Here is a 21,728-nt window from a genome sequence, read left to right on the forward strand (position 1 = left end):
TTCATATATAGTTGTAAAAGAATATTTTTTAAAAGGGATTCAATAGAAAACATCGAATAGATATTGAAAGAGGTATAAAGGGGGAAAAGGAATTGGCATTTCAAAAGGCGATCAAAGGTTCCTTGTTCATCCACGTTCTCTATTTTTTGATCATCAGTATTTATGGATATTTGAAAGCGTTTTCTTATAAAGGTGGAGTTCCAACAACTTCCGCCAGTGTCCAGTCCATAGGGCTACAGATAAGTCCGGTCGTTTATATTTTTTCATTTATCATCATTTCGGTTATCTGGCTGGTTGTTTCAAAATATTTTCGCGGCAAAAAAGGGGATGAATGTGGTGGAGATGAAAACGAGATGCAAAAAGGGAAGAATGATCTGGGACATCTGTGACCCCATATTTTCATACAGTTTGTTTTCATCGGAAGAGAGGATGTTTCAAAAAAAGAATAACCACTATATTTTTATTCAGGTTTTGGTTTATCTAATTGGGGCAATCTTTCTTTTTTTGATTGGCTTAGTTTTTACACATATGAATTGAATTAGAAAAACCCTTTAGCCGGAACTAACATATGATATTAAAATCCTGGTGAAAGGGAAAGGTGATAGCAATGTTTGTTCCAAACCAGCGACAATCAAGACCTGCACATGGTGGAGGCGGCCATGCCAGCTGGGGCCATGGCGGCGGTCATGCAACTTGGGGTCATGGAAGTACGTGGGGACACGGCGGCGGAAATTGGGGTCATGGAGGCTATCATGGCTGGGGATATAATCCTGCAGCTGGCTTTGCAGCAGGAACTTTGACAGGTGTTGCGCTGGGAGCAGCTGCAACTGCTCCAGCAGCAGTACCATATCCGGTTCCAGCCTACCCGCCATATCCGTATTCATATCCTTACCCATATACCCCATACGCACCGTATTGATGGCATCCTTTTTTGGATGCTTTTTTTGTTGGATGGTTTAAAGATTAGAAAAAATAGGAATATATGTACTAACAAACTTGTGTTACATAAGGGCTTTCCAACTATTAAAAGACTGGAGGGATGGAGATGGCTAAAAAATTTGTAGGTCTATTAGGTGTTGTATTTATTTTACTGGGAATTATTGGATTTTTCGTACAGTTTGACGGTATCTTTCATTTGACGCCGATGCATAATATTGTCCATTTAGTTTCAGGTATCATTGCATTGATTTGTACAACCAGTGAAGCCAGAGCTGCAGCCTATGCTAAAATCTTTGGTTTTGTATACTTGCTCGTCGGGATTATTGGAATGTTCACCCACGAATTTGCAGGGATCATCTTCTTATTTGCAGACAATATCCTGCACTTCTTAATTGCATTTGCATCCATTTACATCGGATTCTCATCATCGAGCATGTTGCGGAATGTGCCGAAGAATGTAACTCATTAATAGGAAAAGCGGAGCCGGCTGTTTAGAGGCGCTGGAGCTGGACAATATAAAAGAGCGCCGAATTTAGGCGCTCTTTCATTTTGCTGCTATTTATTCTTCATCGGATTCCTTATTGAACCAAAGGGGATCCATGTCATCTACTTCCCCATTGTAATTAATCAGGATTTCTTCTCCTGCTTTAATATCCTTATAAGCAAAGAAATCGAATGTATGCTTTTCGAAGCTGATTTCATAGACTGCATTTGGTGTATAGGAGTGATTGAACAGCATTCCATATCCAAGCAGCATTGCGGTATGGTTTTTCCCATATTCGAATGCATAGTCTGCTAAAAGGGTTTTTTCAATATGGATATGTTCAGCGTTTGGATACGCGATGACGGGGGCTTCGTGAATCAATTCCCCTTTTTTGATATCCTGTGTGGCGAAGACGCCTCTATTAAATTCTCCGTCGCTTAGTTGGGATGTCTTGACTTCTATCATTATGACCACCTGCTTTTTCAATGTCTGGTAAAACTTCTTCTCTAGCTTGACAGGTCAGTTCAAAGAAAGCAACCTTTTTACTGAAGAATTCCAGAACATTTCATTGCATTCCAGAATAAACCATATTATAATAAATGAAATATTTCAATAAAAATCAATGAAGAGAAAAAGTACTTTTGTGTACTTCCTCAACAGAGAGCCGGAGTGGTGGGAACCGGCGGGAAGTCCAATTGGAAAAATCATCTCTGAGATGCGGGACTGAACGGAGTAAGTCCTGACGGAGGTCCGCCGTTAAAAGGAACGCGTATGATAGTACGTTGACAGAGTGCTGCTTTCAATCGAGAGCAGAATTTGGGTGGTAACGCGGGTAAACACTCGTCCCTAATGAATAGGGATGGGTGTTTTTTTATTTAGGCTCTTTTCTCAAAGATTGTTGTTTTAGGCATTAAAACAGGATAACTTATGCATTCTTTGCTAAAGATTTAGCTCGAAAAGAGCCTGGATACTCCATCCCAACGCACCTGACAGCTAGTTTTACGTTGAAATCGGCAGTAAGATTTTAACAACATTGTTAAGAAAACAGCCTTTGAATCAATAAATTAAGGAGGATTATGATGGGTTCAAGTAAAGAAGCGAGGGTGCAAATGGAAAAGAGAATGTTGGAATATTGGGACAAAGAACGTATTTTCCAAAAATCCATCGAACAGAGAAAAGAGGCGGAATCGTTTGTGTTTTATGAAGGACCGCCAACAGCAAACGGTCTTCCACATGTCGGTCATGCCTTGGGGAGAACGATCAAGGATATCGTTGCCCGCTATCAGACGATGCAAGGAAAAAAAGTATTAAGGAAAGCTGGATGGGATACCCACGGACTACCTGTCGAACTGGGTGTGGAAAAACAATTAGGGATATCAGGGAAGCAAGAAATCGAGGAGTATGGTATAGAAAAATTCATTGCTAAGTGTAAAGAAAGTGTCTTTTCCTATGAAAAGCAGTGGAGAGAGTTCACCCGAGATCTAGGCTACTGGGTGGACATGAACGGTCCATACCTTACGATGAGCAATGAGTATATCGAATCGGTTTGGCATATCCTCGGGACGCTGCATCAGAAAGGCCTTTTATATAAAGGCCACCGGGTTTCTCCTTATTGTCCATGCTGCCAGACTTCACTAAGCTCCCATGAAGTGGCGCAGGGGTATAAGGATGTCAAAGATTTAAGTGCGACTGTCAAATTCAAGTTGAAAAGTTCAAGCAATGAATATGTGCTTGGATGGACGACGACCCCATGGACATTGCCTGCCAATGTGGCATTAGCTGTCCATAGAGATCTCGAATATGCAAAAGTCCAAACCGATGATGAAGTTCTGATCATGTCTTTAGCTCGGGCAAACAGTTTCATGAAAGAAAACGATAAACTGATTGAAGTCATAAAAGGGAGCGAGTTGGCTGGGCACTCCTATGTTCCGCCGTTTGATTTCGTCAATGTAGATAAAGGGCATATCATCGTGGAAGCTGATTTTGTAACAGAACAGAACGGTACAGGAATTGTCCACATCGCACCAGCGTATGGAGAGGATGATTATCGAACCGTTCAGGAAAAACAATTATCCTTTGTTAATGTTGTTGATAGGCAAGGGAGATATACGGATGAGGTAGAGCCGCTAGCAGGCAGGTTTGTTAAAGACTGTGATGTAGACATTGTCAAAATGCTTCATGAAAAAGGGCTCTTATTCCTTAAGGAAAAGTATGAACATTCCTATCCACACTGTTGGAGATGCGATTCTCCATTGCTTTATTATGCTTCAGACAGCTGGTTTATCAAAACCACGGCAGTCAAGGAACAGATGCTTAATGAAAATCAAGGTGTACAGTGGCATCCTGAGCATATTAAGGAAGGAAGGTTCGGCAATTTTCTTGAAAACATGGTGGATTGGAATATCAGCCGCAGCCGCTATTGGGGAACACCTTTGAATGTCTGGGAATGCGAGGACTGCCAGACGGAATTTTCACCAAAAAGCATCCATGAGCTGCTTGAAAATAGCGAAAAGAATGCGGAACATTTGGAACTGCATAAGCCATACGTAGATGAATTGCTTGTTAAATGTCCTTCATGCAGGAAAAAGATGAAGCGTACGCCTGAGGTAATTGACGTATGGTTCGACAGCGGATCCATGCCGTTTGCTCAGTATCATACTCCTTTTGACAATCAAAACTTATTCGAAGAACAGTTTCCGGCAGATGTGGTAGCGGAAGGGATTGATCAAACGCGGGGCTGGTTCTACTCACTGCTTGCAGTCTCAGTATTATATAAGGGAGTAGCGCCTTACAAAAGAGTTCTTGCAACAGGGCATGTACTGGATGAAATGGGTCAAAAGATGTCCAAAAGCAAAGGAAACGCCCTTGATCCGATCGAGCTGATGAAGGAATTTGGAGCAGATGCATTAAGATGGGCGCTAATAGAAGACAGTGCACCATGGAATCAGAAGAGATTTTCAAAACAGAACATTAAAGAAGCGAAGTCTAAATTCATCGATACATTGTCGAGTATGCTGAACTTTTATACGCTGTATGCCGATATGGATTCATTTAAACCCGATGAAAATCAGGAATTAGCATACTCTGTTATGGATAGATGGATTTTATCAAGACTTGAAACCACTAAAGAAAAAATGAAGTCGGAAATGGATGACTATCGTTTAACAGAAGCTGCCCGTTCTGCTGGCAGGTTGGCAGAAGAAGCAAGCAATTGGTACATCAGGAGAAACAGACAAAGATTTTGGAGTGAAGGTATGACAAGCGATAAAGCAGCTGCCTTCCAAACACTCTATACAGTATTAAGAGATCTAGCCCGGTTATCTGCCCCTTTCATCCCTTTCACTTCAGAGGAAATCCACCTTTCCCTGACAGGAAATAGCGTCCACTTAACTGACTATCCTGAAAGCAGAAAGGAATGGAAGGATGAAATATTAGAACGTCAAATGGACCAAGTGCTTGAAATCGTGGAGCTTGGCAGGAGCATCAGAAATTCTGCACAAATCAAGACAAAGCAGCCTTTGGCAAAAATGATCATCATTCCTGCCAGATCGGATTTTGAAACGCTCTGTTTATTTGAAGAAACAATCATGGATGAACTGAATGTAAAAAGAATCGTGTGGGAAGATGCTTCAAGTGATTTGATTGCTTTTGAATTGAAATTGAACTTTAAGGCAGCGGGCCCTAAATTGGGCAAGGACTTAAATCAGGTGAAACACCTTCTACAGTCACTGTCAATGAATGATATCAATCAATTTAGAAACTCAGGAAAACTGCACTTTGTTCTAGAAGATAAAAGAGAAGTTGAATTAACGGATGAAGAAGTGATTTTACAAAAAAAGGTGCAATCTAATGGAAATTCGGAAGCATCAAACAGCAGCTTCACTGTCATGATGGACCTGGCTGTTTCAAAGGAACTGTTGGAGGAAGGAATGGTGCGGGATTTCATCCGGTTTATTCAGGATGTGAGAAAGAAAAAGGATTTGCAGATAGAACAGAGAATTGATGTTTATGTAGACTGCGATGAAGATTTTCAACGGATCGTATTGAAGTATGAAGATCTGCTTCGCAAAGGGGTCATGATAAAGGACCTCCATTTTGATAAAACTGCTGAAATGGAGAAAATAACACTTGGATGGAACGAGCTGAACCTTGGAATTCAGTGAAGAAAAGGGTTGCTATGGTAAATGGATAATATCGACAAAAGGAATCGTTTAGCTGAAAATGTATTTGATTACCGGATTACAAAAGAAAATTATGTTTTCATCAGTTGGGAAGGAAAATGGATAAAGACATTGAAAGGACAAGAAGCGGAAAAGACAGTAAATAAAATTCATGCTGCTGCGACTGACCTAGAAGTACAACTTATTTTAGCAAAGGCAACGGGGAATTTTAAAAGAGGGAATGAAAAAAGCCCCACCAGCAAAAAATAAAATTTGAAATGAAACCAAAAGGTGTTATATGCTCTGTATATGAAACCATTTGGTTTTATTTTTTTTGAGAAGGAGGGCCAATTCATGAATGAATTAGCTAAAAAGCTGCGTTATAAAGAAGGATATGCAGCAAAGGTTTTCAATGCCCCTGAAGGGTATTCGCTTGATTTTGAACAGGTTACAGATGAAGAAGAGCTGGATTTTATCCAGTTGTATGTAAAAAACTCTTCTGAGTTAAATGGCTGGCTTCCCAAAGTACTGCCTCTTTTAAAAGAGGATGGCGTTTTCTGGATTACCTACCCTAAGAAAACATCCAAAAAAGTAGAAACTGATCTCAACCGCGACATTCTGGCAGAGAAAATGATGCAAGAGACGATTTTTCGCCCAGTCAGCAACGCAGCAGTAGATGCGGCTTGGTCTGCATTGCGATTCAGGGAAAAGGAAAAAGTCAAATCTAAAAAATAGAGGTGTATCAAATGGAAAAAGAACAAGAAAGAATTGAACAGGAAGTACGTTTTACAGAAGTTTTTAATGCGCCAATTGAAAAGGTGTGGAAGGCAGTCTCAACAGCAGAAGGGATTGCTGTTTGGTTTATGCCCAATGATTTTGAACCTGTAGAAGGACATGATTTTCATTTAAATGCCGCACAATTCGGCATGTCGCCATGCAAAGTCACAAAAATCGATCCTCCGCATTTTTTATCATTCAATTGGGGGAAAGATTGGTTCGTTGAGTTTTATCTGAAGGAAATGGAAGGAAAAACGGAGTTCACACTTGTCCATGGAGGATGGGATGAAGATAAAGTAACAGAATTCGGAGCACCTCACCGTGCGGTACAGGAAAATATGGCAAAAGGATGGGCATTTTCAATTCTTCCAAAACTCCGAAGCCATATAGAGGGATAGTATGGGTGCAGAGAAAGCTAAACCTGATGTCTTTCAGGCTGTAGCAGACCCTACAAGAAGAGAGATGTTAAAAATGCTTGGCGGCAAAGAGATGTCCATTGCGTCAATCAGCAGCTACTTCCCCATTTCCAGGACTGCAGTAGCCAAACATTTACGCATTCTTTCAGAGGCAGGGCTCGTCAGCGAAAGGAAATCCGGAAGGGAAACTTTGTTCACCTTGCAGCCAGAGCCGCTGACCGAACTGCAAAAATGGCTGCAATTCTTTGAACTTTATTGGGAAAACAAGCTTTCCGCATTAAAGAGATTTGTGGAAGAGGAAAATGATTAATAAAGCTGAAATTTATTAGGCAATCCAAATTAAATACACCAGCATGATTCCGAAGTCAGCAAGGATATGGCTGATGATCGGGGCGATGAGCGATTGATACCGATTTCGAAAATAACCCCATAGAAGACCAGCAGCAAATACTGGCAGAACAGCGATGAAATTATAAGGCCATTCCATCATTGGGAGAAGGGAAAGCAGATGATAAAGGCTGTAAAATGCCGAAGTGATCAAAATGGCTATCCCGCTCCCAGCTTTATTTTTAAGCTTCTCCATCATATAGCTGCGCCAATAGTTTTCTTCTAAAAAAGGGTTGATGAATATCAGAATTAGAACGAGCCACGCAGCATTCCTTCCAGAAAAATCCCACTTATTCAAAACATTTCTCAAGTTTTCCACATCAAATAAAGTATTCAAAAATATAGAACAGCTTCCGAATATCAACAACATACACAGAATGCCGCTTATAATCCCTGCAGCAGCGGATTTTTTTTTAGATGGGACAAGCTTGTTTTCAGAAGATATTTTTCTATTAAGAAATGGAACAAGAAAAAGCCATCCGTAAAAAAGGCTGAACGTCAATAGGATATTCCCTGCTAAATTCAGCCCGATGAAAATCATTAAAGTGGGGCCGAGTAAAAGAATAATGGTTTTTAACATCTATCATCGCTCCGCATCTACCGTACTCCTTTTCCATTTTTAGAAATTGGAAATTTATGAGTTGTTGGTACATTTTAACATAATTTCCCTTAAATTTATAGAGAGTGAGAAGGATTCGATGAGCTTTGAGCGTATTTAGTAAAAGGAATAAATTAGAATTTTCTCTTGAAGTGTAAAGGGGTGTACTGGTAAATGGAATTCTATTCGAAGCATTTTGAATTGAATAAGATCAATGAGGGCATCTTTGCCGCCATTGCGAAAGACGGAGGTGGAGCTGTCGGAAATGCCGGTTTTGTTGATTTAGGTGATAAAACCATCATTTTTGACACATTTAATACACAGCAGGCTGCAGAAGATTTAAAAACAGCTGCCGAGAAATTCACAGGCAGAAAACCATCTTGTGTAATCAATAGTCATTGGCATGGTGACCATATTCGGGGGAATCAGGTATTCAAGGATGCAGAAATTCTGTCTACTCACAGGACATTTGAACAAATGAAAAATGTCCATCCAGAACGTATAAGGAATCAAAAAGACGGAATGGATGATCTCTCAGGATACATAAAAAAATTGATTAAAAATAATTGCTCAATTGAGACTCCGAACGAAAAAATCAATATGGACAAGAAGATTGCCTTTTTAAAGGAAATTGAATCATCATTGCCCGGTTTAAATCTTACTCTGCCAACCTGTACCTTTCAGACTGAATTTGAATTTATCGGACAAAAAAGAAAAGCGAAATTGATATCCTTTGGTTCAGGACATTCGATATGCGACAGTATTTTGTACTTGCCAGATGACCATACAGCTTTTATGGGAGATCTGCTTTTTGTTGAAACACATCCATCATTCTTCGAAGAGTCCAATTTGGAAAATTGGATAAAAAGTCTTGAAGCAGTACTACAGTTTAATCTTCAAATAGCTATACCGGGACATGGACAAGTGGGAACTGCAGATCATTTGGGTATAGTGAAGAACTATATAAAAAGATTTGTTTCAATGAAGCAAGAAGATAGCTTTCCGGAGAAAATGCCCTATGAATACTTACACTGGTCAAATGGAGAGATGTATCAGCAAAATATAAAAATGATTTCAGAAAAAGCTTTACAGAAGAAAGAGGAGGCTATGAAATGAATCTACACTTTGAAGATGTAACAGAGAAAAATTTTTGGCAGGTTATCGGAATAAAGTCAGATGAGGACCAGGAAAAAAGAATTCAGATCTTTGAACGCTGGGTGGGTTCCAATGCTTTCTTTTTAGGGGCTGCACAAGTTTTCGGCTATTGTCCGCGGGCTTTATATGATGGAGAACAGCTGATCGGCTTTGCTTCCCATGGATTAAATAAGGAAACTGGGAGATATGAAATGATAAGCCTTATGCTTGGCTATCAGTTTCAAGGAAAAGGATATGGAAGTCCAGCTCTAAAATTAGTCATTGAGGAGATGGTTGAAATGTATGGGTGCTCTGAAATCTATCTTTCTGTCATCTGGAATAATGAAGCCGCTATACGGGTTTACGAAAAAGCAGGGTTTAAACCTACCGGAGAAGTAGAAGAGGGGCATCACCCTGAACCTGTGTATTGTTTACATTTAGGTTCATGATACATTTAGAAGGAGTTATAAAAGGAGGGATGCTAGATGATCAGGCAAGCAACTGTAAAGGATGCTGAAAAATTGGCTGCATTAATGATGAGAGTGGATGGGCAATCTGATTTTATGATGTTTGAGGCGGGGGAAAGGACACTGACAGCAGAACAGATGGAAAAGAGGATTCTTTCTGTTGAAAAACAATCTAATTCAGTCATCTTGATAGCAGCTGATGAAGAAGATTTGATTGGCTACATGTTTGCCATCGGCGGAACCGCAAACAAAAATAGACATTCCGCTTACTTAGTGATTGGTATTGATGAGGCATTCACAGGTAAAGGAGTAGGAAAAGAGTTTTTCGCTGAGATGGAAAGGTGGGCACGGAGCAAAGGGATGCATCGCTTCTAATTGACAGTCGTATCCGAGAATGGACGGGCAGTCGCACTATATAAGAAAATTGGATTTGAAATAGAAGGAACAAAGAAGGATTCTTTATTGATAGACGGAACATTTGTCAATGAGTACTACATGGGGAAACTATTAAACTAACAAAAAACACATTCTGCAATTAGTAGTAGTCGAAGCTGGCAGAATGTGCTTTTTACTTTAATAAACTTTTGCAAAAATGCATGTATCCCGGAGAGTTTGTTCATCGATGGAGAGGCTGTCATTCTTTAGGATGCCTTCCAGCTCGAAGCCAAGCCTCTCCGGAATGGCCCTGCTTCGTACATTGTTGGAATCGCAGCGGATTTCAATTCGCTTCGCTTTTAATTCCCTCCTTGCAAAATCGCTGATGCCTTCGACTGCTTCTGTCATGTAGCCTTTACCGCTGTATCGGCTATCGATCCAATATCCGATTTCGAATTTTGGGATATCCCAATTGATTCTGTGCAGACCGGAGGAAGCGATAAACGCTCTAGTTTCTTTATGAAATACTAATAGCCTAAGATCTTCCCTGGTTAAAAATTCTGCGTGTGATTTCCGGATGTTCGCTTCAGTATTTTCAATGGACTGCTCTTTATTGGCGAAAGCCATCCAGGGTTTCAATTCCTTAAGTGAAGCCATAATCGCCTCATACACTGCTTTTCCATCTCCAGGCAGAGGGCCTCTGATCAATAATCTTTCTGTTTCAAATTCGAATGGGAAGTCTAGTAAAATGGAATCCATTTGTCTCACTCCAATATCATGATTTATTCAATAAATGATGCAAGAGCCTTTTTCGATCAAGGAAAAATTGTTCCATGATTGTGTAATGCGAGGTTTCCTCCAGTTCCGTTTCCTTCATTCCACCCGGTGACATTTCCATGATTTTTGCCCCGGGATAGGACATCAAGATTGGAGAGTGAGTGGCAATGATGAACTGGGAACCTTCCTGGATGAGCTCGTGCATCCGAGAAAGCAGGGATAGCTGCCTTAATGGGGACAGTGCCGCTTCAGGTTCGTCTAATATGTATAGCCCCTCTGGTCCAAATCGGTTGGTAAAAGCAGCAAAAAAGGACTCCCCATGAGATTGTTCATGAAGGGATTTGCCGCCGAAAGAATCGATGATCCTCCGTCCTGCCAAAGGATCCTGGTCCAGTTTTTCGATTTGTGAGGCCACATTATAAAAGGTTTCGGCACGGAGGAAAAATCCATTCTTCGGCTTCTCCGTCCCTCTTACTAGGCGCATATACTGATCTAATTCTGAATGAGAATCGTATGTGGAAAATTGAAAATTGAAGGTTCCGCCTTCCGGATTGAAGCCAGCGCATACCGCAATTGCCTCAAGCAATGTCGATTTTCCCAATCCATTTTCACCGATTATAAACGTTGTATTGGGATGAAAATTCAATCTGTCCATTTTTTGAATGGAGGGAAGATTGAAAGGGAATTCGGCAAAGGATGGAACTAATTCTTTTTTTAACTCGACATAGCGAAGAAAAGGAGATTCTGGATATAATTTCATGAATTTCACCTCAAATAGCAACAAGAAATTAATACTATTGTACATATATTTAGAAAATTTTTCTTGTTTTTTACAAAACATTCGGATAAAATGTTCATAATTTCATTATCATGATGTAGCGAAAGAAGTCAGTAGCCAATTATTTCCCTGGTATAGAGAGCCGATGTAGGGTGGAAATCGGAGCAAAAATAATGGTGAATTACCTTCTGGAACATTCTTGGTGAATTAATCAGTAGCCAAGTACGGCAGGACCGTTATCCCTTTTGAGCGGAAAAAGATGATTCTTTTTCAACAAGGGTGGTACCGCGTGAAGAATGACCACGTCCCTTATATAGGGGCGTTTTTTTTATGGGAAAAAGGAGGAATGGAAGTTGAGGAATATCATTGAAACACTTGACGAAAATCAGATTGAAGAGCTGGAAAGGCAGTATGCCATCTATAGCAGCGGCGTATCTGAAATCATCCCTGCGGCAGAGTTGAAAGAGAAAATAGCAAAGTCCATTGTTTCAGGCATTCCAATGAAAATAAAACTCGGGCTGGATCCTTCTGCACCTGATGTCCATATCGGCCATACGGTAGTCTTGAATAAATTAAAACAGTTTCAGGAAAATGGGCATATCATCCAGCTTATCATTGGAGACTTCACGGGGAAAATTGGTGATCCTACTGGGAAATCTGCGGCAAGAAAACAGCTGACAACTGAAGAAGTGAAGCATAATGCACAGACATATTTTGAACAGTTCGGCAAAGTCCTGGATATGAGTAAAGTGGAGCTGCACTACAATTCAAAATGGCTTTCCACCCTGAATTTTGGGGACGTGATTCATTTGGCCGGCAGCATTACGGTGGCTAGGCTGTTGGAGCGCAATGATTTTTCAAACAGACTTGCTGAAGGAAAGCCGATTTCCCTTCACGAATTCTTCTACCCGCTTATGCAGGGCTATGATTCGGTCATGCTTGAAAGTGATGTGGAACTTGGTGGAACGGATCAGCATTTCAATGTTCTGATGGGACGCCAGCTGCAGGAGCATTTTGGGAAAGAGAAACAAATAGTTATCTTATTGCCGCTTTTAGAAGGGCTTGATGGCGTAGAAAAAATGTCCAAATCTAAACATAATTACATTGGCATTGATGACACTCCAAATGATATGTACGGAAAAACAATGTCCATACCGGATGAATTGATGACAAAATACTTCGAACTGGCAACGGATTTAGCACTCGAAGAAAAGAAACGAATTAAGAAAGAGCTGGAAGAAAGGAAACTCCATCCACGTGATGCCAAGATGTTATTAAGCCGTACTTTTGTCCGTATGTACCACGGTGAAAAAGCTGCCGAAACAGCAGAACATCATTTTAAGACGGTTTTTCAAAAAGGCTCTATTCCGGATGAAATTCCACGTGTTATATGGAAAGGGGAAAAGCAATTGCCTCTTATTGATTTACTTGTTGAACTTAATTTGCTCCCTTCCAAAAGTGAAGCAAGAAGAATGATTACCGGCGGCGGTGTTAGAGTTAATGGAGAAAAAGTACTGGAAATAAAAACAACATTGGAGATTAAGGAGGGTATGATACTGCAAGCAGGCAAGAGAAGGTTTGTTCAGTTGACTTTCATGGATGAGTGAAAGTCCGGCAAAAGGGGAGATATGTGGTGAAAGTAGGGTTAGTGAGGCATTTTAAGGTTCTCAAAGAGTTTCCAAAAGAACGAATGATTTCTCAAGAAAATGTCATGAAATGGTTTGATGAGTACGACCATGCTGAAGTAGAACCTGCAGAAGTAGATTTTAGAGGGATCCATTGGGATAGGTGCTATACGAGTGATCTTTCAAGAGCGGTGACTACTTCGGAAAGCATATTCAAAGGGGAGGTTATCCAACTTTCAGAATTGAGGGAGATCAAGATGTATCCAATTTTCAAACCAACCAGAAAACTTCCCTTTTTGGCCTGGGCAGCAATTATCAGGCTCGCATGGGCCGCTAATCACAAATCCCAATTGGAGAAAAAAGAAGACATCTTAGAGCGAATCAACAATGTACTTGATCGGATATTGAATAATCCAAAAGAGAACGTTCTAATCGTTGGGCATGGGGCACTTATGATTTACATGCATCAAGAAATTATAAAAAGAGGATTTAGCGGTCCGAAAATCAGACATCCCCGCAATGGGGAATTGTATTTATATGAAAAGAAGTGAGTTTGTATTTAATAGTAAGTTCCGGTAAATGAGGGGGAGGAGATGAAAGCAATGACGGCGATTGAAACAGCCGAAAAATTTATAGAAGTTCAATTCCCTGATTGTGATGCAGCCCTTCTCGCAGGAAGCGTTACAAGAGGCGAAGAAACAGCGACATCAGATTTGGATATCATCATTTTTAAGGGTGAGCTATCATCCGCCTATCGTGAATCTTTGGTTTTTGAAAATTGGCCAATAGAGGTTTTCGTCCATTCTTTTACAAGCTTTCTATCATTTTTCAAAAGCGATCGAGAACGCGGACGGCCATCCCTTCAAAAAATGATATCTGAGGGGATTGTCTTGAGAGATCATGAGAAATTGAATTCCATTAAGTCGGAAGCTGCAAGGCAATTAAATGCAGGTCCTGAGATGTGGGATGACAAGACCATTCAATTAAAACGCTACTTTATTTCGGATGTGCTCGATGATTTCATCGGCAGTCAAAATAGATCAGAGGGAATATTCATTGCGGGCAGACTGGCAGAGCTTCTTCACGAATTTGTTTTACGCATAAATAAACAATGGACAGGGGAGTCCAAATGGATATTCAGGGCCTTGAGGAATTTTGATGAAAACTATGCTGGTGAATTTGCAAAAGCATTTGATGACTATTACACTTCAGGGGATAAATCTGCTGTCATAAACTTAACAGATGAAGCACTGGCGTCATTCGGAGGAAGGCTATTTGATGGATTTTCAGTTGGGAAGTAGAAAAGCGCAGCCGGCTTGCTCAGCCCCATCGAGCATAAGACGGTACTCGAAGGAAATCCTGATTTCCGTAGAGGAACGGCTTATGACTCCGAGGGGCTAGCCGGGGGAGCTGGAGCTGGAGAATAAAAAAAGAGCTGACCTCATCAGCTCTTTACTTTGACGATTATTTATCTAAATCAATTTTAGCTTCTGTTTTTTCTTCTTTTTTGGCTGGTTCATCCATGTCCATGATTCCTTGTGTGGCTTTTTTGAATTCATGAAGGGTTTTACCGGCTGCCTTACCGATTTCAGGCAAATTCTTAGGGCCAAAGACAACAAGTGCTGCTGCACCAATCAATACTAAACCTGCTGGTCCTACCATAATGTCATCTCCTTAATGGATATCAGGCCGTGCATTTTTCCGGAGAAAAATGCCTGTCCTCATTTCTATTCCATATTATAGTCCTTTCTACGAAAAGAATCCAATTAATTTTTGATGAGAACATCGAAAAAAGCCGCCATTCATCACTTAGGCGGCTTTTTTGTCTTAGATTTAATTTTGATGACCTTGTGGAACAGGGGATACAGAGCATATCCAATGAGGACCCCGCACATATTCAATATTACATCATCGATGTCGAGGCTCCCTCTTTTGGTTAAGTGCTGGAGGATTTCAATCATCGAGATGCAGAGCAGCGGGTAAAAAATAAGGCTGAATATGGAGATGCCCAACCGCTTCCTTAATTCAAGAAGGAAAAACCCATATGGAATGAATAAAACGACGTTTGCTACTAAATTATAGAATTCAACCAGAAGAGGGACCCTTCCGGACATGAAAAATCTTACCGTATTGAAAGGAGTCATGTTCCAATTGTCGTAATTCTGATTTCCAGGACGGATGAAAAGGAGTACAAGCAGACTCGCTGTATAAACAATCATGATGGATATGAATAATGAGTATGGCGCAATCACTTTTTGGCCTTTGACAGCAAGGACAATAAAAGTAGTACAAAATGTTGTCACAGCCCATATAACCACAAATGCAAGAGGATGAATGTATGAAAACAGATGATGGATCATCGGAAGTGAAAGAAAAAATATGAGTTGAGAAATGATGATTGATAAAAGGAGTGATTTTTTCATCGGGACACCCTAATCGCTTTTTTCACTATTATATCATGGGAATCAGAGAGTATTCCTATGAATATTTAAGGAAAACGATAAGAAAAAATTTTTAATGATTACTATTGTACAAGGTAAATAGTTTGTGATATAGTAAATTCGTCAAGTGAGTGCAAACGGTTTCACAAAATAAGACAAGAAGCGACACTCCTACATAATACTGTGTTTTTAAACAATATATTGAAAACACTTATTAGAAGGATTCCTATTCTGGCATAATTTTCTTTGCGATTTTGTGCAAACGGTTTCCTAACTTAAAAAGTTTAAATGGAGGAATCACCAATGAGAGGTAAAAAATTAGCAGCATTGATTTTCTCACTCATTTTGCTTCTAAGCGTTGCTTTGGCAGGCTGCTCATCCAATGGCGGCAGCAAGGATGAAGTGACGATCGACGTATTCCAATTCAAAGTGGAATTCAAAAAGCAATTTGAAGACTTAGTGAAAAAGTATGAAAAAGAACATCCAGGCGTAAAAATCATCATCACAACTGTCGGCGGCGGCCAAGACTATGGTGTGGCGCTTAAATCAAAATTTGCTTCCGGCAAACAACCAGCAATCTTCAATGTTGGCGGACCTCAGGACGTTGCTGATTGGGAAGCGAAACTAGCTGACCTTTCCGATACTAAAGCAGCTAAAAACGCTCTTGATGGAACATTAGAAGGCGTTAAGAAAGATAACCAAGTTCTAGGCGTTCCTTACAACCAAGAAGGTTACGGCTTAATCTACAATAAAGAAATCTTTGAAAAAGCTGGCATCAAGCCTGAAGAAATCAAAGACTTCAACAGCCTTCAAGCAGCAGTTGAAAAATTGGATTCCAAAAAAGATGAACTTGGAATCAAAGCAGTATTTGCACTTCCAGGAAAAGAAACTTGGGTAACTGGACTTCATTTATCCAACGCATTCATCGCTCCTGAATTCGACAACAACGTTTTGAATGCATTCAATGCGAAGAAAGTTGATTTCAAATATGGCGATGCAATGAAAAACTTCTTAGATCTTCAAAATAAATATTCTGTACAGCCAACAGTCAGCCTTGACTACTCTCAACAAGTTGAAGAGTTGTTCTCAACTGGCAAAGTGGCTATGATCGAGCAAGGAAACTGGGTTTACAGCTCAATCGCTGGAATCGACCAAGATCTTGCTGACAACAAAATCGGCCTGCTTCCAATCCCTGTTCAAGGGTATAAAGAAAATGCAGTTCCTGTAGGAATTCCAATGTACTGGGCTGTAAACAAAACCCTTGATAAAAAAGTCGTTGCAGAATCTAAGAAATTCTTGGATTGGCTGTACACTTCTGATGAAGGTAAAAAAGCAGTTCTTGAAGATTTCAAATTCATCCCTGCTTATCAAGGCTACGATTTAGACAAGATTTCTGATCCGATTTCAAAAGAAATCTACAAATATGCTCAAGACGGCAATACAATCGGCTGGGTATTCATGGGCTATCCAAGTGGATGGGGCCAAGATAAACTTGGTGCAGATATTCAAAAATACCTAAGCGGCAAAGCAAGCTGGGATGAAGTAGTTAAGGATTCTCAAAAAGCTTGGGAAGACGCTAGAAAATAATAGTTCCTTGAATAATTGATCGACGCAAAGTAGCAGATGAGCAACTCCCTGCTACTTTGTTTTGCTAATGGGTGATGGCTCTTTTCTCACAGTTTGTCGCTTTAAGCTTTAAAACAGGATAATATATGCAATCTATGCGGAATATTCAACTCAAAAAGAGCCTGGATACACCATTACAACGCGCATAACAGCTATTTTCAAGTTAAAATCGGCATTAAGATTTTAACAAAAAAGTTTATGAAACAGCCTAGGTGATTCCTTAAACATAACTATCATGATCCATCAAAATTCTTAAAGGTTTGGAGGACTAAACATGCGTACTCGTGATTTATCATACTGGCTGTTTTTAGCGCCGGTCCTGATCGCTTTGACGCTGGTTGTCGTGATTCCTCTCTTCTTCGGAGTCTATTACTCTTTCACAGATTGGAACGGAATAACAAGCGGGGAATTCGTCGGTTTTAAAAACTATCTGGATTTATTCCATGATGCTGACTTTTTAGCTTCCCTTTGGTTTACAGTCAAATTCTCAGTGGTATCCATCATTCTTATTAATATAATCGGGTTGGGGCTAGCCCTGATCGTTACATCTAAAATCAAATCAAGCAAGTTTTTAAGAACGATTTTCTTTATGCCGAACCTTATCGGCGGTTTGATCCTCGGTTTCATCTGGCAGTTCATTTTCTTGAAAGTGTTCTCCGGACTTGGGGACCTCCTTGGAATCGAAGGCCTTCAAGGCTGGCTGTCAACGACTCAGACTGGGTTCTGGGGATTAGTCATCTTGATGAGCTGGCAGATGTCCGGCTATATCATGGTCATTTACATCGCTTATTTGGAAGGGCTTCCTGCTGAATTGATTGAAGCGGCTGAAATCGATGGAGCCAATGCATTCCAGCGATTCCGCTATATCATTTTCCCATTGGTAGCGCCTGCATTCACAGTCAGTATGTTCTTGACGCTATCCAACTCATTTAAGCTGTATGACCAAAACTTATCATTGACTGGCGGGGGGCCATTCAAATCCACTCAGATGGTGGCGATGGAAATCTTCCAGACAGCTTTTGGCGAGAATAAAATGGCTTACGCACAAGCACAGGCAGTCATTTTCTTTGTAATCGTAGCAATCATTTCTTTAACACAAGTTTACTTTAATAAGAAAAGGGAGGTTGAGATGTAATGGCCAAAAGGAAGTTTTTTATCGTAGAAATCATCGGCGTCATCCTAGGGCTGTTATGGCTTTCACCTTTCTACTTAATGCTCGTCAACTCATTGAAAACAAAGAGAGAAATTTTCACGGATGTTATTCGTTTGCCTGAAAGCTTCAACATGGACAACTATATTGAAGCATTTACTCAGCTTGAGTTCATCAAAACGTTTTTCAACTCCCTCTTGATCACTGTCATAAGTGTTGGGATCATCATTATTTTCTCTTCCATGGCAGCGTATGCCTTGTCAAGAAACAAAGGAAAAGCCAGCGGGATCTTATTCTTCATTTTTGTTGCAGCAATGCTGATCCCATTCCAATCGGTCATGATTCCGCTTGTCACGCTCTTCGGTAAGTTCCAAATGCTGAATCGTGCAGGATTGATCTTTATGTACCTTGGTTTCGGAAGCAGTTTATCCATCTTCCTTTACCACGGTACATTGAATGGTATTCCAAAGTCTATGGATGAAGCAGCAAAAATGGACGGATGCAACAAATTCCAAACTTTCTGGTATATTATCTTCCCAATGTTGAAGCCAATTACCGTTACGGTTGGGATCTTGAATACTATCTGGATCTGGAATGACTACTTGCTTCCATCCTTGGTTATCAATCAGGAAGGGATGCAGACAATCCCGCTGCGGATGTTCTTCTTCTTTGGAGAATATACGAAGCAATGGCACTTGGCTCTTGCAGGTTTGACGATTGCAATCATCCCTGTCATCATCGGTTATTTCTTTGCCCAAAGACAAATTATCAAAGGGATTTCAGACGGCGCAGTAAAATAATCGTTCATACAGTTGCATGATAATGCCTAAAGAGAGAGAGGAACCGAAATGAAAAAACAATGGTGGAAAGAAGCGGTGGCCTATCAGGTTTACCCTCGCAGTTTTATGGATTCGAATGGAGACGGGATCGGCGATTTGCAAGGAATGATCGCTAAACTTGATTATATTAAGGAATTGGGCATCGATGTCATCTGGATCTGCCCGATGTATAAATCCCCGAATGATGACAACGGATATGACATCAGCGACTATCAGGACATCATGACGGATTTTGGAAATATGGCTGATTTTGATCGACTAATGGAGGAAGTTCATAAGCGTGGAATGAAACTGATCATCGATCTCGTTATCAACCATACGAGTGATGAACATCCATGGTTCGTCGAATCCCGCTCTTCCAAGGAAAGTCCGAAGCGCGACTGGTACATTTGGCGCGATGGGAAAGACGGCAAAGAGCCAAACAACTGGGAAAGCATCTTCAGTGGATCTGCATGGGAATATGATGAGAAGACGGAACAATATTATCTGCACATTTTCTCCCGTAAACAACCGGATTTGAACTGGGAGAACCCGGAAGTGCGCCGTTCCCTATACGATATGATCAACTGGTGGCTTGATAAAGGGGTCGATGGATTCCGTGTCGATGCGATCAGCCATATCAAAAAAGAGGATGGGCTAGAGGATATGCCTAATGAAGAGGGCGTAAAATATGTTTCTTCGTTCGATAAGCATATGAACGTGGATGGCATTCAGCCTTTCTTGCAGGAATTGAAGGATGAAACCTTCTCTAAATATGAGATCATGACAGTAGGGGAAGCGAACGGCGTAAGCGTCGATGATATCGATCTTTGGGTCGATGAAAAGAAAGGCAAGTTCAATATGATTTTCCAATTTGAACATCTAAGCCTCTGGGACGCTGAAAAGAAGAAAGAACTTGATATCGTCGAACTAAAAGAAGTCCTTTCCAAATGGCAAAAAGCTCTGGAAGGCTCAGGCTGGAACGCGTTGTTCATAGAAAACCACGACAAAGCCCGTGTCGTATCCACTTGGGGAAATGACAAAGAATACTGGCGTGAGAGTGCTACTGCGTTTGCGGCTATGTATTTCTTGATGCAAGGGACACCATTCATTTACCAAGGACAAGAACTTGGCATGACGAATGTCAAATTCGAAACCATTGAGGAATATGATGACGTTTCCTTCAAAAATATGTATAAGTTCAAACGTGAAGAAGGCGTTCCTCACGAAGAGATCATGGAAATCATTTGGGCAACCTCAAGGGACAACTCCAGGACGCCAATGCAGTGGTCTGATGCAGAAAATGCAGGATTCACAACTGGAAAGCCTTGGATTGGGGTCAACCCGAACTATTTGGAAATCAATGTAGAGAAGCAAGAGAAGAATCCAGACTCTGTATTGAATTTCTACAAAAAATTGATCTCTATGAAAAAATCGGACGAAATTTTCACGTATGGAACGTATGACTTGCTTCTTCCTGGAGATCAACAAGTTTATGCGTACACACGCACACTGGACAATGAAAAAGTCGTCATAGTGACGAATTTAAGCGATAAGCCAGCCGTTGGTGTAGAATTGGGCTTCCAAGTCTCCAGTGATAGCCTGATGCTTGCAAACATTGCCGTACAGAGTCATGAAGCGGCAGCGTTACTTGACTTGAAACCATATGAAGCAAGAGTATACCGAGTGAAGTAATGAAAAATTCCAGCCTTTCAAAGGGCTGGAATTTTTTTCTTAGCTGAATGCCTTATTAAATTTTTTTAACATCTTCCCAAATAGCTCAACTTCTTCTTCATTCCATTCCTTCATGATGTTTTTTAAACTATTGATGCGCTTTATCTTGTAAGCATTGAACTCCTGTCTTCCGAGTTCTGTAATCTCGTAGTTATATGACCTTCCATCAGAAGGATTCGGAACTTTTGAAACGTATCCTTTTGCCTCAAGTGCAGCTGCCTGCCTGCTGACAGTGGAAATATCCAAGTGGAATTGTTCAGCCAGTGCTTTAACCCCTGCCGATCCACCAAATTCAAGTTCATATAGTAAAAGAAAACCTGAACGGTCCAAGTTTCCGCCATTTCGATTCGGAGATACGGATGTGACGTATCTTACCAGAATGGCTAGCTCGTGCTGTATCAGTTCTAATGAATCTTCTTTCATATTACCTTCACCTCGCGCAATTCTTCCTTTATTCATCATAACTTTCACCACCTATTTGTCAAACAAAGGTATTGACCGATTTCTCATTTAATTGTATCATACAATTATAAATAAAGTTGCATCATACAATTAGTTTTTTCGAAAGGGAGGATTTTCATGCTTGCTCAAGAGATCATGAATACACATGTTTATAAAGTGAACGAGGATGCGACCATCCGTAAGGTCATTGAAGCGTTTCTTGAATATCGCATCAGCGGACTGCCTGTTGTCAATAATAACAACGAAATAGTGGGTTATATCAGCGACGGGGATATTATGCAGTATATCGGTAAACACGAGGATATCATCATCGATTCTATTTTCCATGTAGATGTGGTGAAAGGGGACGATGAAGGCTTTGAAGAAAGGCTAAAAAGCATCCTTGAATTGAATGTCATGGAAATGGCCAAGAAACATGTTGTCAAAACTTCTTGGGATGAAGAAGTAGAGGAAGTTGCTGCTATCTTGGGCAAAAAACAAATCAAGAAGCTTCCTGTCGAAAAAAATGGAGTCCTCGTTGGAATCATTAGCCGTGGGGACGTTATCAGGCATACATTCAAAAAAATCCTTTAATATTTTT

Annotated in this window: 27 protein-coding genes and 2 other annotated features; of the genes, 20 read left to right on the top strand and 7 right to left on the bottom strand. The window is 40.5% G+C overall.

What is annotated here, in order from left to right:
- Positions 1-92: 92 nt before the first annotated feature.
- The 3 genes from DFR59_RS03820 (at position 93) to DFR59_RS03830 (ending at position 1,408) form a co-directional block, all read left to right on the top strand.
- Positions 93-389 carry a hypothetical protein gene (locus DFR59_RS03820; RefSeq protein WP_114744307.1) on the top strand — a complete coding sequence of 99 codons (297 nt, stop codon included), beginning with the start codon at positions 93-95 and terminating at the stop codon, positions 387-389.
- Positions 390-607: 218 nt separating this feature from the next.
- On the top strand, positions 608-919 hold the full coding sequence (locus DFR59_RS03825) for a hypothetical protein (RefSeq protein ID WP_114744308.1): 312 nt from the start codon (positions 608-610) through the stop codon (positions 917-919).
- A gap of 126 nt (positions 920-1,045) precedes the next feature.
- Positions 1,046-1,408: a DUF4383 domain-containing protein gene (locus tag DFR59_RS03830; RefSeq protein ID WP_158538307.1), complete on the top strand. Its 363-nt coding sequence runs from the start codon at positions 1,046-1,048 to the stop codon at positions 1,406-1,408.
- 90 nt (positions 1,409-1,498) lie between these two features.
- Here DFR59_RS03830 and DFR59_RS03835 read toward each other — a convergent pair whose 3' ends face one another.
- Positions 1,499-1,888: an SET domain-containing protein gene (locus tag DFR59_RS03835; RefSeq protein ID WP_114744310.1), complete on the bottom strand. Its 390-nt coding sequence runs from the start codon at positions 1,886-1,888 to the stop codon at positions 1,499-1,501.
- A 148-nt stretch (positions 1,889-2,036) separates the two neighbouring features.
- Positions 2,037-2,274 (top strand) — a binding site (T-box leader).
- A gap of 258 nt (positions 2,275-2,532) precedes the next feature.
- Here DFR59_RS03835 and ileS point away from each other — a divergent pair.
- The 5 genes from ileS (at position 2,533) to DFR59_RS03860 (ending at position 7,086) form a co-directional block, all read left to right on the top strand.
- Positions 2,533-5,586 (top strand): isoleucine--tRNA ligase, encoded by a 3,054-nt coding sequence (gene ileS, locus DFR59_RS03840; RefSeq protein WP_425454695.1) that lies wholly within the window; start codon positions 2,533-2,535, stop codon positions 5,584-5,586.
- 21 nt (positions 5,587-5,607) lie between these two features.
- Entirely contained in the window at positions 5,608-5,853 is a 246-nt protein-coding gene (locus tag DFR59_RS03845) for a hypothetical protein (protein ID WP_114744312.1), read from the top strand.
- An 84-nt stretch (positions 5,854-5,937) separates the two neighbouring features.
- Entirely contained in the window at positions 5,938-6,318 is a 381-nt protein-coding gene (locus DFR59_RS03850) for a hypothetical protein (RefSeq protein ID WP_114744313.1), read from the top strand.
- A gap of 11 nt (positions 6,319-6,329) precedes the next feature.
- The gene (locus DFR59_RS03855) at positions 6,330-6,758 is read left to right on the top strand and encodes an SRPBCC family protein (protein ID WP_114744314.1); all 429 of its coding nucleotides are present in this window, start codon (positions 6,330-6,332) and stop codon (positions 6,756-6,758) included.
- A 1-nt stretch (position 6,759) separates the two neighbouring features.
- On the top strand, positions 6,760-7,086 hold the full coding sequence (locus DFR59_RS03860; protein WP_114744315.1) for an ArsR/SmtB family transcription factor: 327 nt from the start codon (positions 6,760-6,762) through the stop codon (positions 7,084-7,086).
- 15 nt (positions 7,087-7,101) lie between these two features.
- Here the strand turns inward: DFR59_RS03860 and DFR59_RS03865 are convergent, their stop codons facing one another.
- Complete coding sequence (locus DFR59_RS03865) at positions 7,102-7,743, bottom strand: CPBP family intramembrane glutamic endopeptidase (protein ID WP_114744316.1); 642 nt, start codon at positions 7,741-7,743, stop codon at positions 7,102-7,104.
- A 219-nt stretch (positions 7,744-7,962) separates the two neighbouring features.
- Between DFR59_RS03865 and DFR59_RS03870 the strand changes: the two genes are divergently transcribed.
- The 4 genes from DFR59_RS03870 to DFR59_RS20550 are packed head-to-tail and all read left to right on the top strand — an operon-like array spanning position 7,963 to position 9,878.
- A complete protein-coding gene (locus tag DFR59_RS03870) occupies positions 7,963-8,877 on the top strand; it encodes an MBL fold metallo-hydrolase (protein WP_245948363.1) in 915 nt (304 codons plus the stop codon).
- A complete protein-coding gene (locus DFR59_RS03875) occupies positions 8,874-9,344 on the top strand; it encodes a GNAT family N-acetyltransferase (protein ID WP_114744318.1) in 471 nt (156 codons plus the stop codon). The genes DFR59_RS03870 and DFR59_RS03875 overlap by 4 nt, the downstream gene beginning before the upstream one ends.
- A gap of 36 nt (positions 9,345-9,380) precedes the next feature.
- The gene (locus tag DFR59_RS03880; protein ID WP_342768303.1) at positions 9,381-9,737 is read left to right on the top strand and encodes a GNAT family N-acetyltransferase; all 357 of its coding nucleotides are present in this window, start codon (positions 9,381-9,383) and stop codon (positions 9,735-9,737) included.
- Positions 9,738-9,878 carry a GNAT family protein gene (locus tag DFR59_RS20550; protein ID WP_342768304.1) on the top strand — a complete coding sequence of 47 codons (141 nt, stop codon included), beginning with the start codon at positions 9,738-9,740 and terminating at the stop codon, positions 9,876-9,878.
- A gap of 57 nt (positions 9,879-9,935) precedes the next feature.
- On the opposite strand, the gene DFR59_RS03885 is transcribed toward DFR59_RS20550, so the two are convergent.
- Positions 9,936-10,496 (bottom strand): GNAT family N-acetyltransferase, encoded by a 561-nt coding sequence (locus DFR59_RS03885; protein WP_114744319.1) that lies wholly within the window; start codon positions 10,494-10,496, stop codon positions 9,936-9,938.
- A 16-nt stretch (positions 10,497-10,512) separates the two neighbouring features.
- Positions 10,513-11,274 carry an AAA family ATPase gene (locus tag DFR59_RS03890; RefSeq protein WP_114744320.1) on the bottom strand — a complete coding sequence of 254 codons (762 nt, stop codon included), beginning with the start codon at positions 11,272-11,274 and terminating at the stop codon, positions 10,513-10,515.
- Between the two features lie 109 nt (positions 11,275-11,383).
- Positions 11,384-11,605, top strand: a binding site (T-box leader).
- A 40-nt stretch (positions 11,606-11,645) separates the two neighbouring features.
- Between DFR59_RS03890 and tyrS the strand changes: the two genes are divergently transcribed.
- From tyrS to DFR59_RS03905, 3 genes are read left to right on the top strand one after another with little or no spacing between them, the layout of a single operon-like run.
- A complete protein-coding gene (tyrS, locus tag DFR59_RS03895) occupies positions 11,646-12,899 on the top strand; it encodes a tyrosine--tRNA ligase (protein WP_114744321.1) in 1,254 nt (417 codons plus the stop codon).
- A gap of 26 nt (positions 12,900-12,925) precedes the next feature.
- On the top strand, positions 12,926-13,468 hold the full coding sequence (locus DFR59_RS03900) for a histidine phosphatase family protein (protein ID WP_114744322.1): 543 nt from the start codon (positions 12,926-12,928) through the stop codon (positions 13,466-13,468).
- A 51-nt stretch (positions 13,469-13,519) separates the two neighbouring features.
- Positions 13,520-14,218, top strand: coding sequence for a nucleotidyltransferase domain-containing protein (locus tag DFR59_RS03905; RefSeq protein ID WP_114744792.1), 699 nt, complete (start codon positions 13,520-13,522; stop codon positions 14,216-14,218).
- A gap of 163 nt (positions 14,219-14,381) precedes the next feature.
- Here DFR59_RS03905 and DFR59_RS03910 read toward each other — a convergent pair whose 3' ends face one another.
- Positions 14,382-14,579, bottom strand: a complete 198-nt coding sequence (locus DFR59_RS03910) for a twin-arginine translocase TatA/TatE family subunit (RefSeq protein WP_114744323.1) — start codon at positions 14,577-14,579, stop codon at positions 14,382-14,384.
- A gap of 143 nt (positions 14,580-14,722) precedes the next feature.
- Complete coding sequence (locus DFR59_RS03915) at positions 14,723-15,340, bottom strand: VanZ family protein (protein ID WP_114744324.1); 618 nt, start codon at positions 15,338-15,340, stop codon at positions 14,723-14,725.
- 321 nt (positions 15,341-15,661) lie between these two features.
- On the opposite strand from DFR59_RS03915, the gene DFR59_RS03920 reads away from it, so the two are divergent.
- The 4 genes from DFR59_RS03920 to DFR59_RS03935 all read left to right on the top strand — a co-directional run bounded on the left by DFR59_RS03920 (position 15,662) and on the right by DFR59_RS03935 (position 20,647).
- Complete coding sequence (locus tag DFR59_RS03920) at positions 15,662-16,945, top strand: ABC transporter substrate-binding protein (protein WP_114744325.1); 1,284 nt, start codon at positions 15,662-15,664, stop codon at positions 16,943-16,945.
- A 313-nt stretch (positions 16,946-17,258) separates the two neighbouring features.
- A complete protein-coding gene (locus DFR59_RS03925) occupies positions 17,259-18,119 on the top strand; it encodes a carbohydrate ABC transporter permease (RefSeq protein ID WP_114744326.1) in 861 nt (286 codons plus the stop codon).
- Positions 18,119-18,934 carry a carbohydrate ABC transporter permease gene (locus DFR59_RS03930; RefSeq protein ID WP_114744327.1) on the top strand — a complete coding sequence of 272 codons (816 nt, stop codon included), beginning with the start codon at positions 18,119-18,121 and terminating at the stop codon, positions 18,932-18,934. Before DFR59_RS03925 ends, DFR59_RS03930 begins: the two co-directional genes overlap by 1 nt.
- A gap of 48 nt (positions 18,935-18,982) precedes the next feature.
- Positions 18,983-20,647: a glycoside hydrolase family 13 protein gene (locus tag DFR59_RS03935; protein WP_114744328.1), complete on the top strand. Its 1,665-nt coding sequence runs from the start codon at positions 18,983-18,985 to the stop codon at positions 20,645-20,647.
- A gap of 39 nt (positions 20,648-20,686) precedes the next feature.
- On the opposite strand, the gene DFR59_RS03940 is transcribed toward DFR59_RS03935, so the two are convergent.
- Positions 20,687-21,148, bottom strand: a complete 462-nt coding sequence (locus DFR59_RS03940; protein WP_245948364.1) for a MarR family winged helix-turn-helix transcriptional regulator — start codon at positions 21,146-21,148, stop codon at positions 20,687-20,689.
- A 117-nt stretch (positions 21,149-21,265) separates the two neighbouring features.
- On the opposite strand from DFR59_RS03940, the gene DFR59_RS03945 reads away from it, so the two are divergent.
- Positions 21,266-21,721, top strand: a complete 456-nt coding sequence (locus DFR59_RS03945) for a CBS domain-containing protein (RefSeq protein WP_114744329.1) — start codon at positions 21,266-21,268, stop codon at positions 21,719-21,721.
- Positions 21,722-21,728: the final 7 nt, after the last annotated feature.

It is taken from the genome of Falsibacillus pallidus (assembly GCF_003350505.1).
GTDB classification, from domain to species: domain Bacteria; phylum Bacillota; class Bacilli; order Bacillales; family DSM-25281; genus Falsibacillus; species Falsibacillus pallidus.

Bases quoted from the DNA above. Each gene is read 5' to 3' on its own strand.
- DFR59_RS03945 (WP_114744329.1), top strand. From the start codon at position 21,266: ATGCTTGCTCAAGAGATCATGAATACACATGTTTATAAAGTGAACGAG.
- DFR59_RS03880 (WP_342768303.1), top strand. From the start codon at position 9,381: ATGATCAGGCAAGCAACTGTAAAGGATGCTGAAAAATTGGCTGCATTA.
- DFR59_RS03930 (WP_114744327.1), top strand. From the start codon at position 18,119: ATGGCCAAAAGGAAGTTTTTTATCGTAGAAATCATCGGCGTCATCCTA.
- DFR59_RS03940 (WP_245948364.1), bottom strand. From the start codon at position 21,148: ATGATGAATAAAGGAAGAATTGCGCGAGGTGAAGGTAATATGAAAGAA.
- DFR59_RS03920 (WP_114744325.1), top strand. From the start codon at position 15,662: ATGAGAGGTAAAAAATTAGCAGCATTGATTTTCTCACTCATTTTGCTT.
- DFR59_RS03910 (WP_114744323.1), bottom strand. From the start codon at position 14,579: ATGGTAGGACCAGCAGGTTTAGTATTGATTGGTGCAGCAGCACTTGTT.
- DFR59_RS03855 (WP_114744314.1), top strand. From the start codon at position 6,330: ATGGAAAAAGAACAAGAAAGAATTGAACAGGAAGTACGTTTTACAGAA.
- DFR59_RS03890 (WP_114744320.1), bottom strand. From the start codon at position 11,274: ATGAAATTATATCCAGAATCTCCTTTTCTTCGCTATGTCGAGTTAAAA.
- DFR59_RS03935 (WP_114744328.1), top strand. From the start codon at position 18,983: ATGAAAAAACAATGGTGGAAAGAAGCGGTGGCCTATCAGGTTTACCCT.
- DFR59_RS03875 (WP_114744318.1), top strand. From the start codon at position 8,874: ATGAATCTACACTTTGAAGATGTAACAGAGAAAAATTTTTGGCAGGTT.
- DFR59_RS03845 (WP_114744312.1), top strand. From the start codon at position 5,608: ATGGATAATATCGACAAAAGGAATCGTTTAGCTGAAAATGTATTTGAT.
- DFR59_RS03905 (WP_114744792.1), top strand. From the start codon at position 13,520: ATGACGGCGATTGAAACAGCCGAAAAATTTATAGAAGTTCAATTCCCT.
- DFR59_RS03825 (WP_114744308.1), top strand. From the start codon at position 608: ATGTTTGTTCCAAACCAGCGACAATCAAGACCTGCACATGGTGGAGGC.
- DFR59_RS03885 (WP_114744319.1), bottom strand. From the start codon at position 10,496: ATGGATTCCATTTTACTAGACTTCCCATTCGAATTTGAAACAGAAAGA.
- ileS (WP_425454695.1), top strand. From the start codon at position 2,533: ATGGAAAAGAGAATGTTGGAATATTGGGACAAAGAACGTATTTTCCAA.
- DFR59_RS03865 (WP_114744316.1), bottom strand. From the start codon at position 7,743: ATGTTAAAAACCATTATTCTTTTACTCGGCCCCACTTTAATGATTTTC.
- DFR59_RS03830 (WP_158538307.1), top strand. From the start codon at position 1,046: ATGGCTAAAAAATTTGTAGGTCTATTAGGTGTTGTATTTATTTTACTG.
- DFR59_RS03850 (WP_114744313.1), top strand. From the start codon at position 5,938: ATGAATGAATTAGCTAAAAAGCTGCGTTATAAAGAAGGATATGCAGCA.
- DFR59_RS03925 (WP_114744326.1), top strand. From the start codon at position 17,259: ATGCGTACTCGTGATTTATCATACTGGCTGTTTTTAGCGCCGGTCCTG.
- DFR59_RS03915 (WP_114744324.1), bottom strand. From the start codon at position 15,340: ATGAAAAAATCACTCCTTTTATCAATCATCATTTCTCAACTCATATTT.
- DFR59_RS03835 (WP_114744310.1), bottom strand. From the start codon at position 1,888: ATGATAGAAGTCAAGACATCCCAACTAAGCGACGGAGAATTTAATAGA.
- DFR59_RS03860 (WP_114744315.1), top strand. From the start codon at position 6,760: ATGGGTGCAGAGAAAGCTAAACCTGATGTCTTTCAGGCTGTAGCAGAC.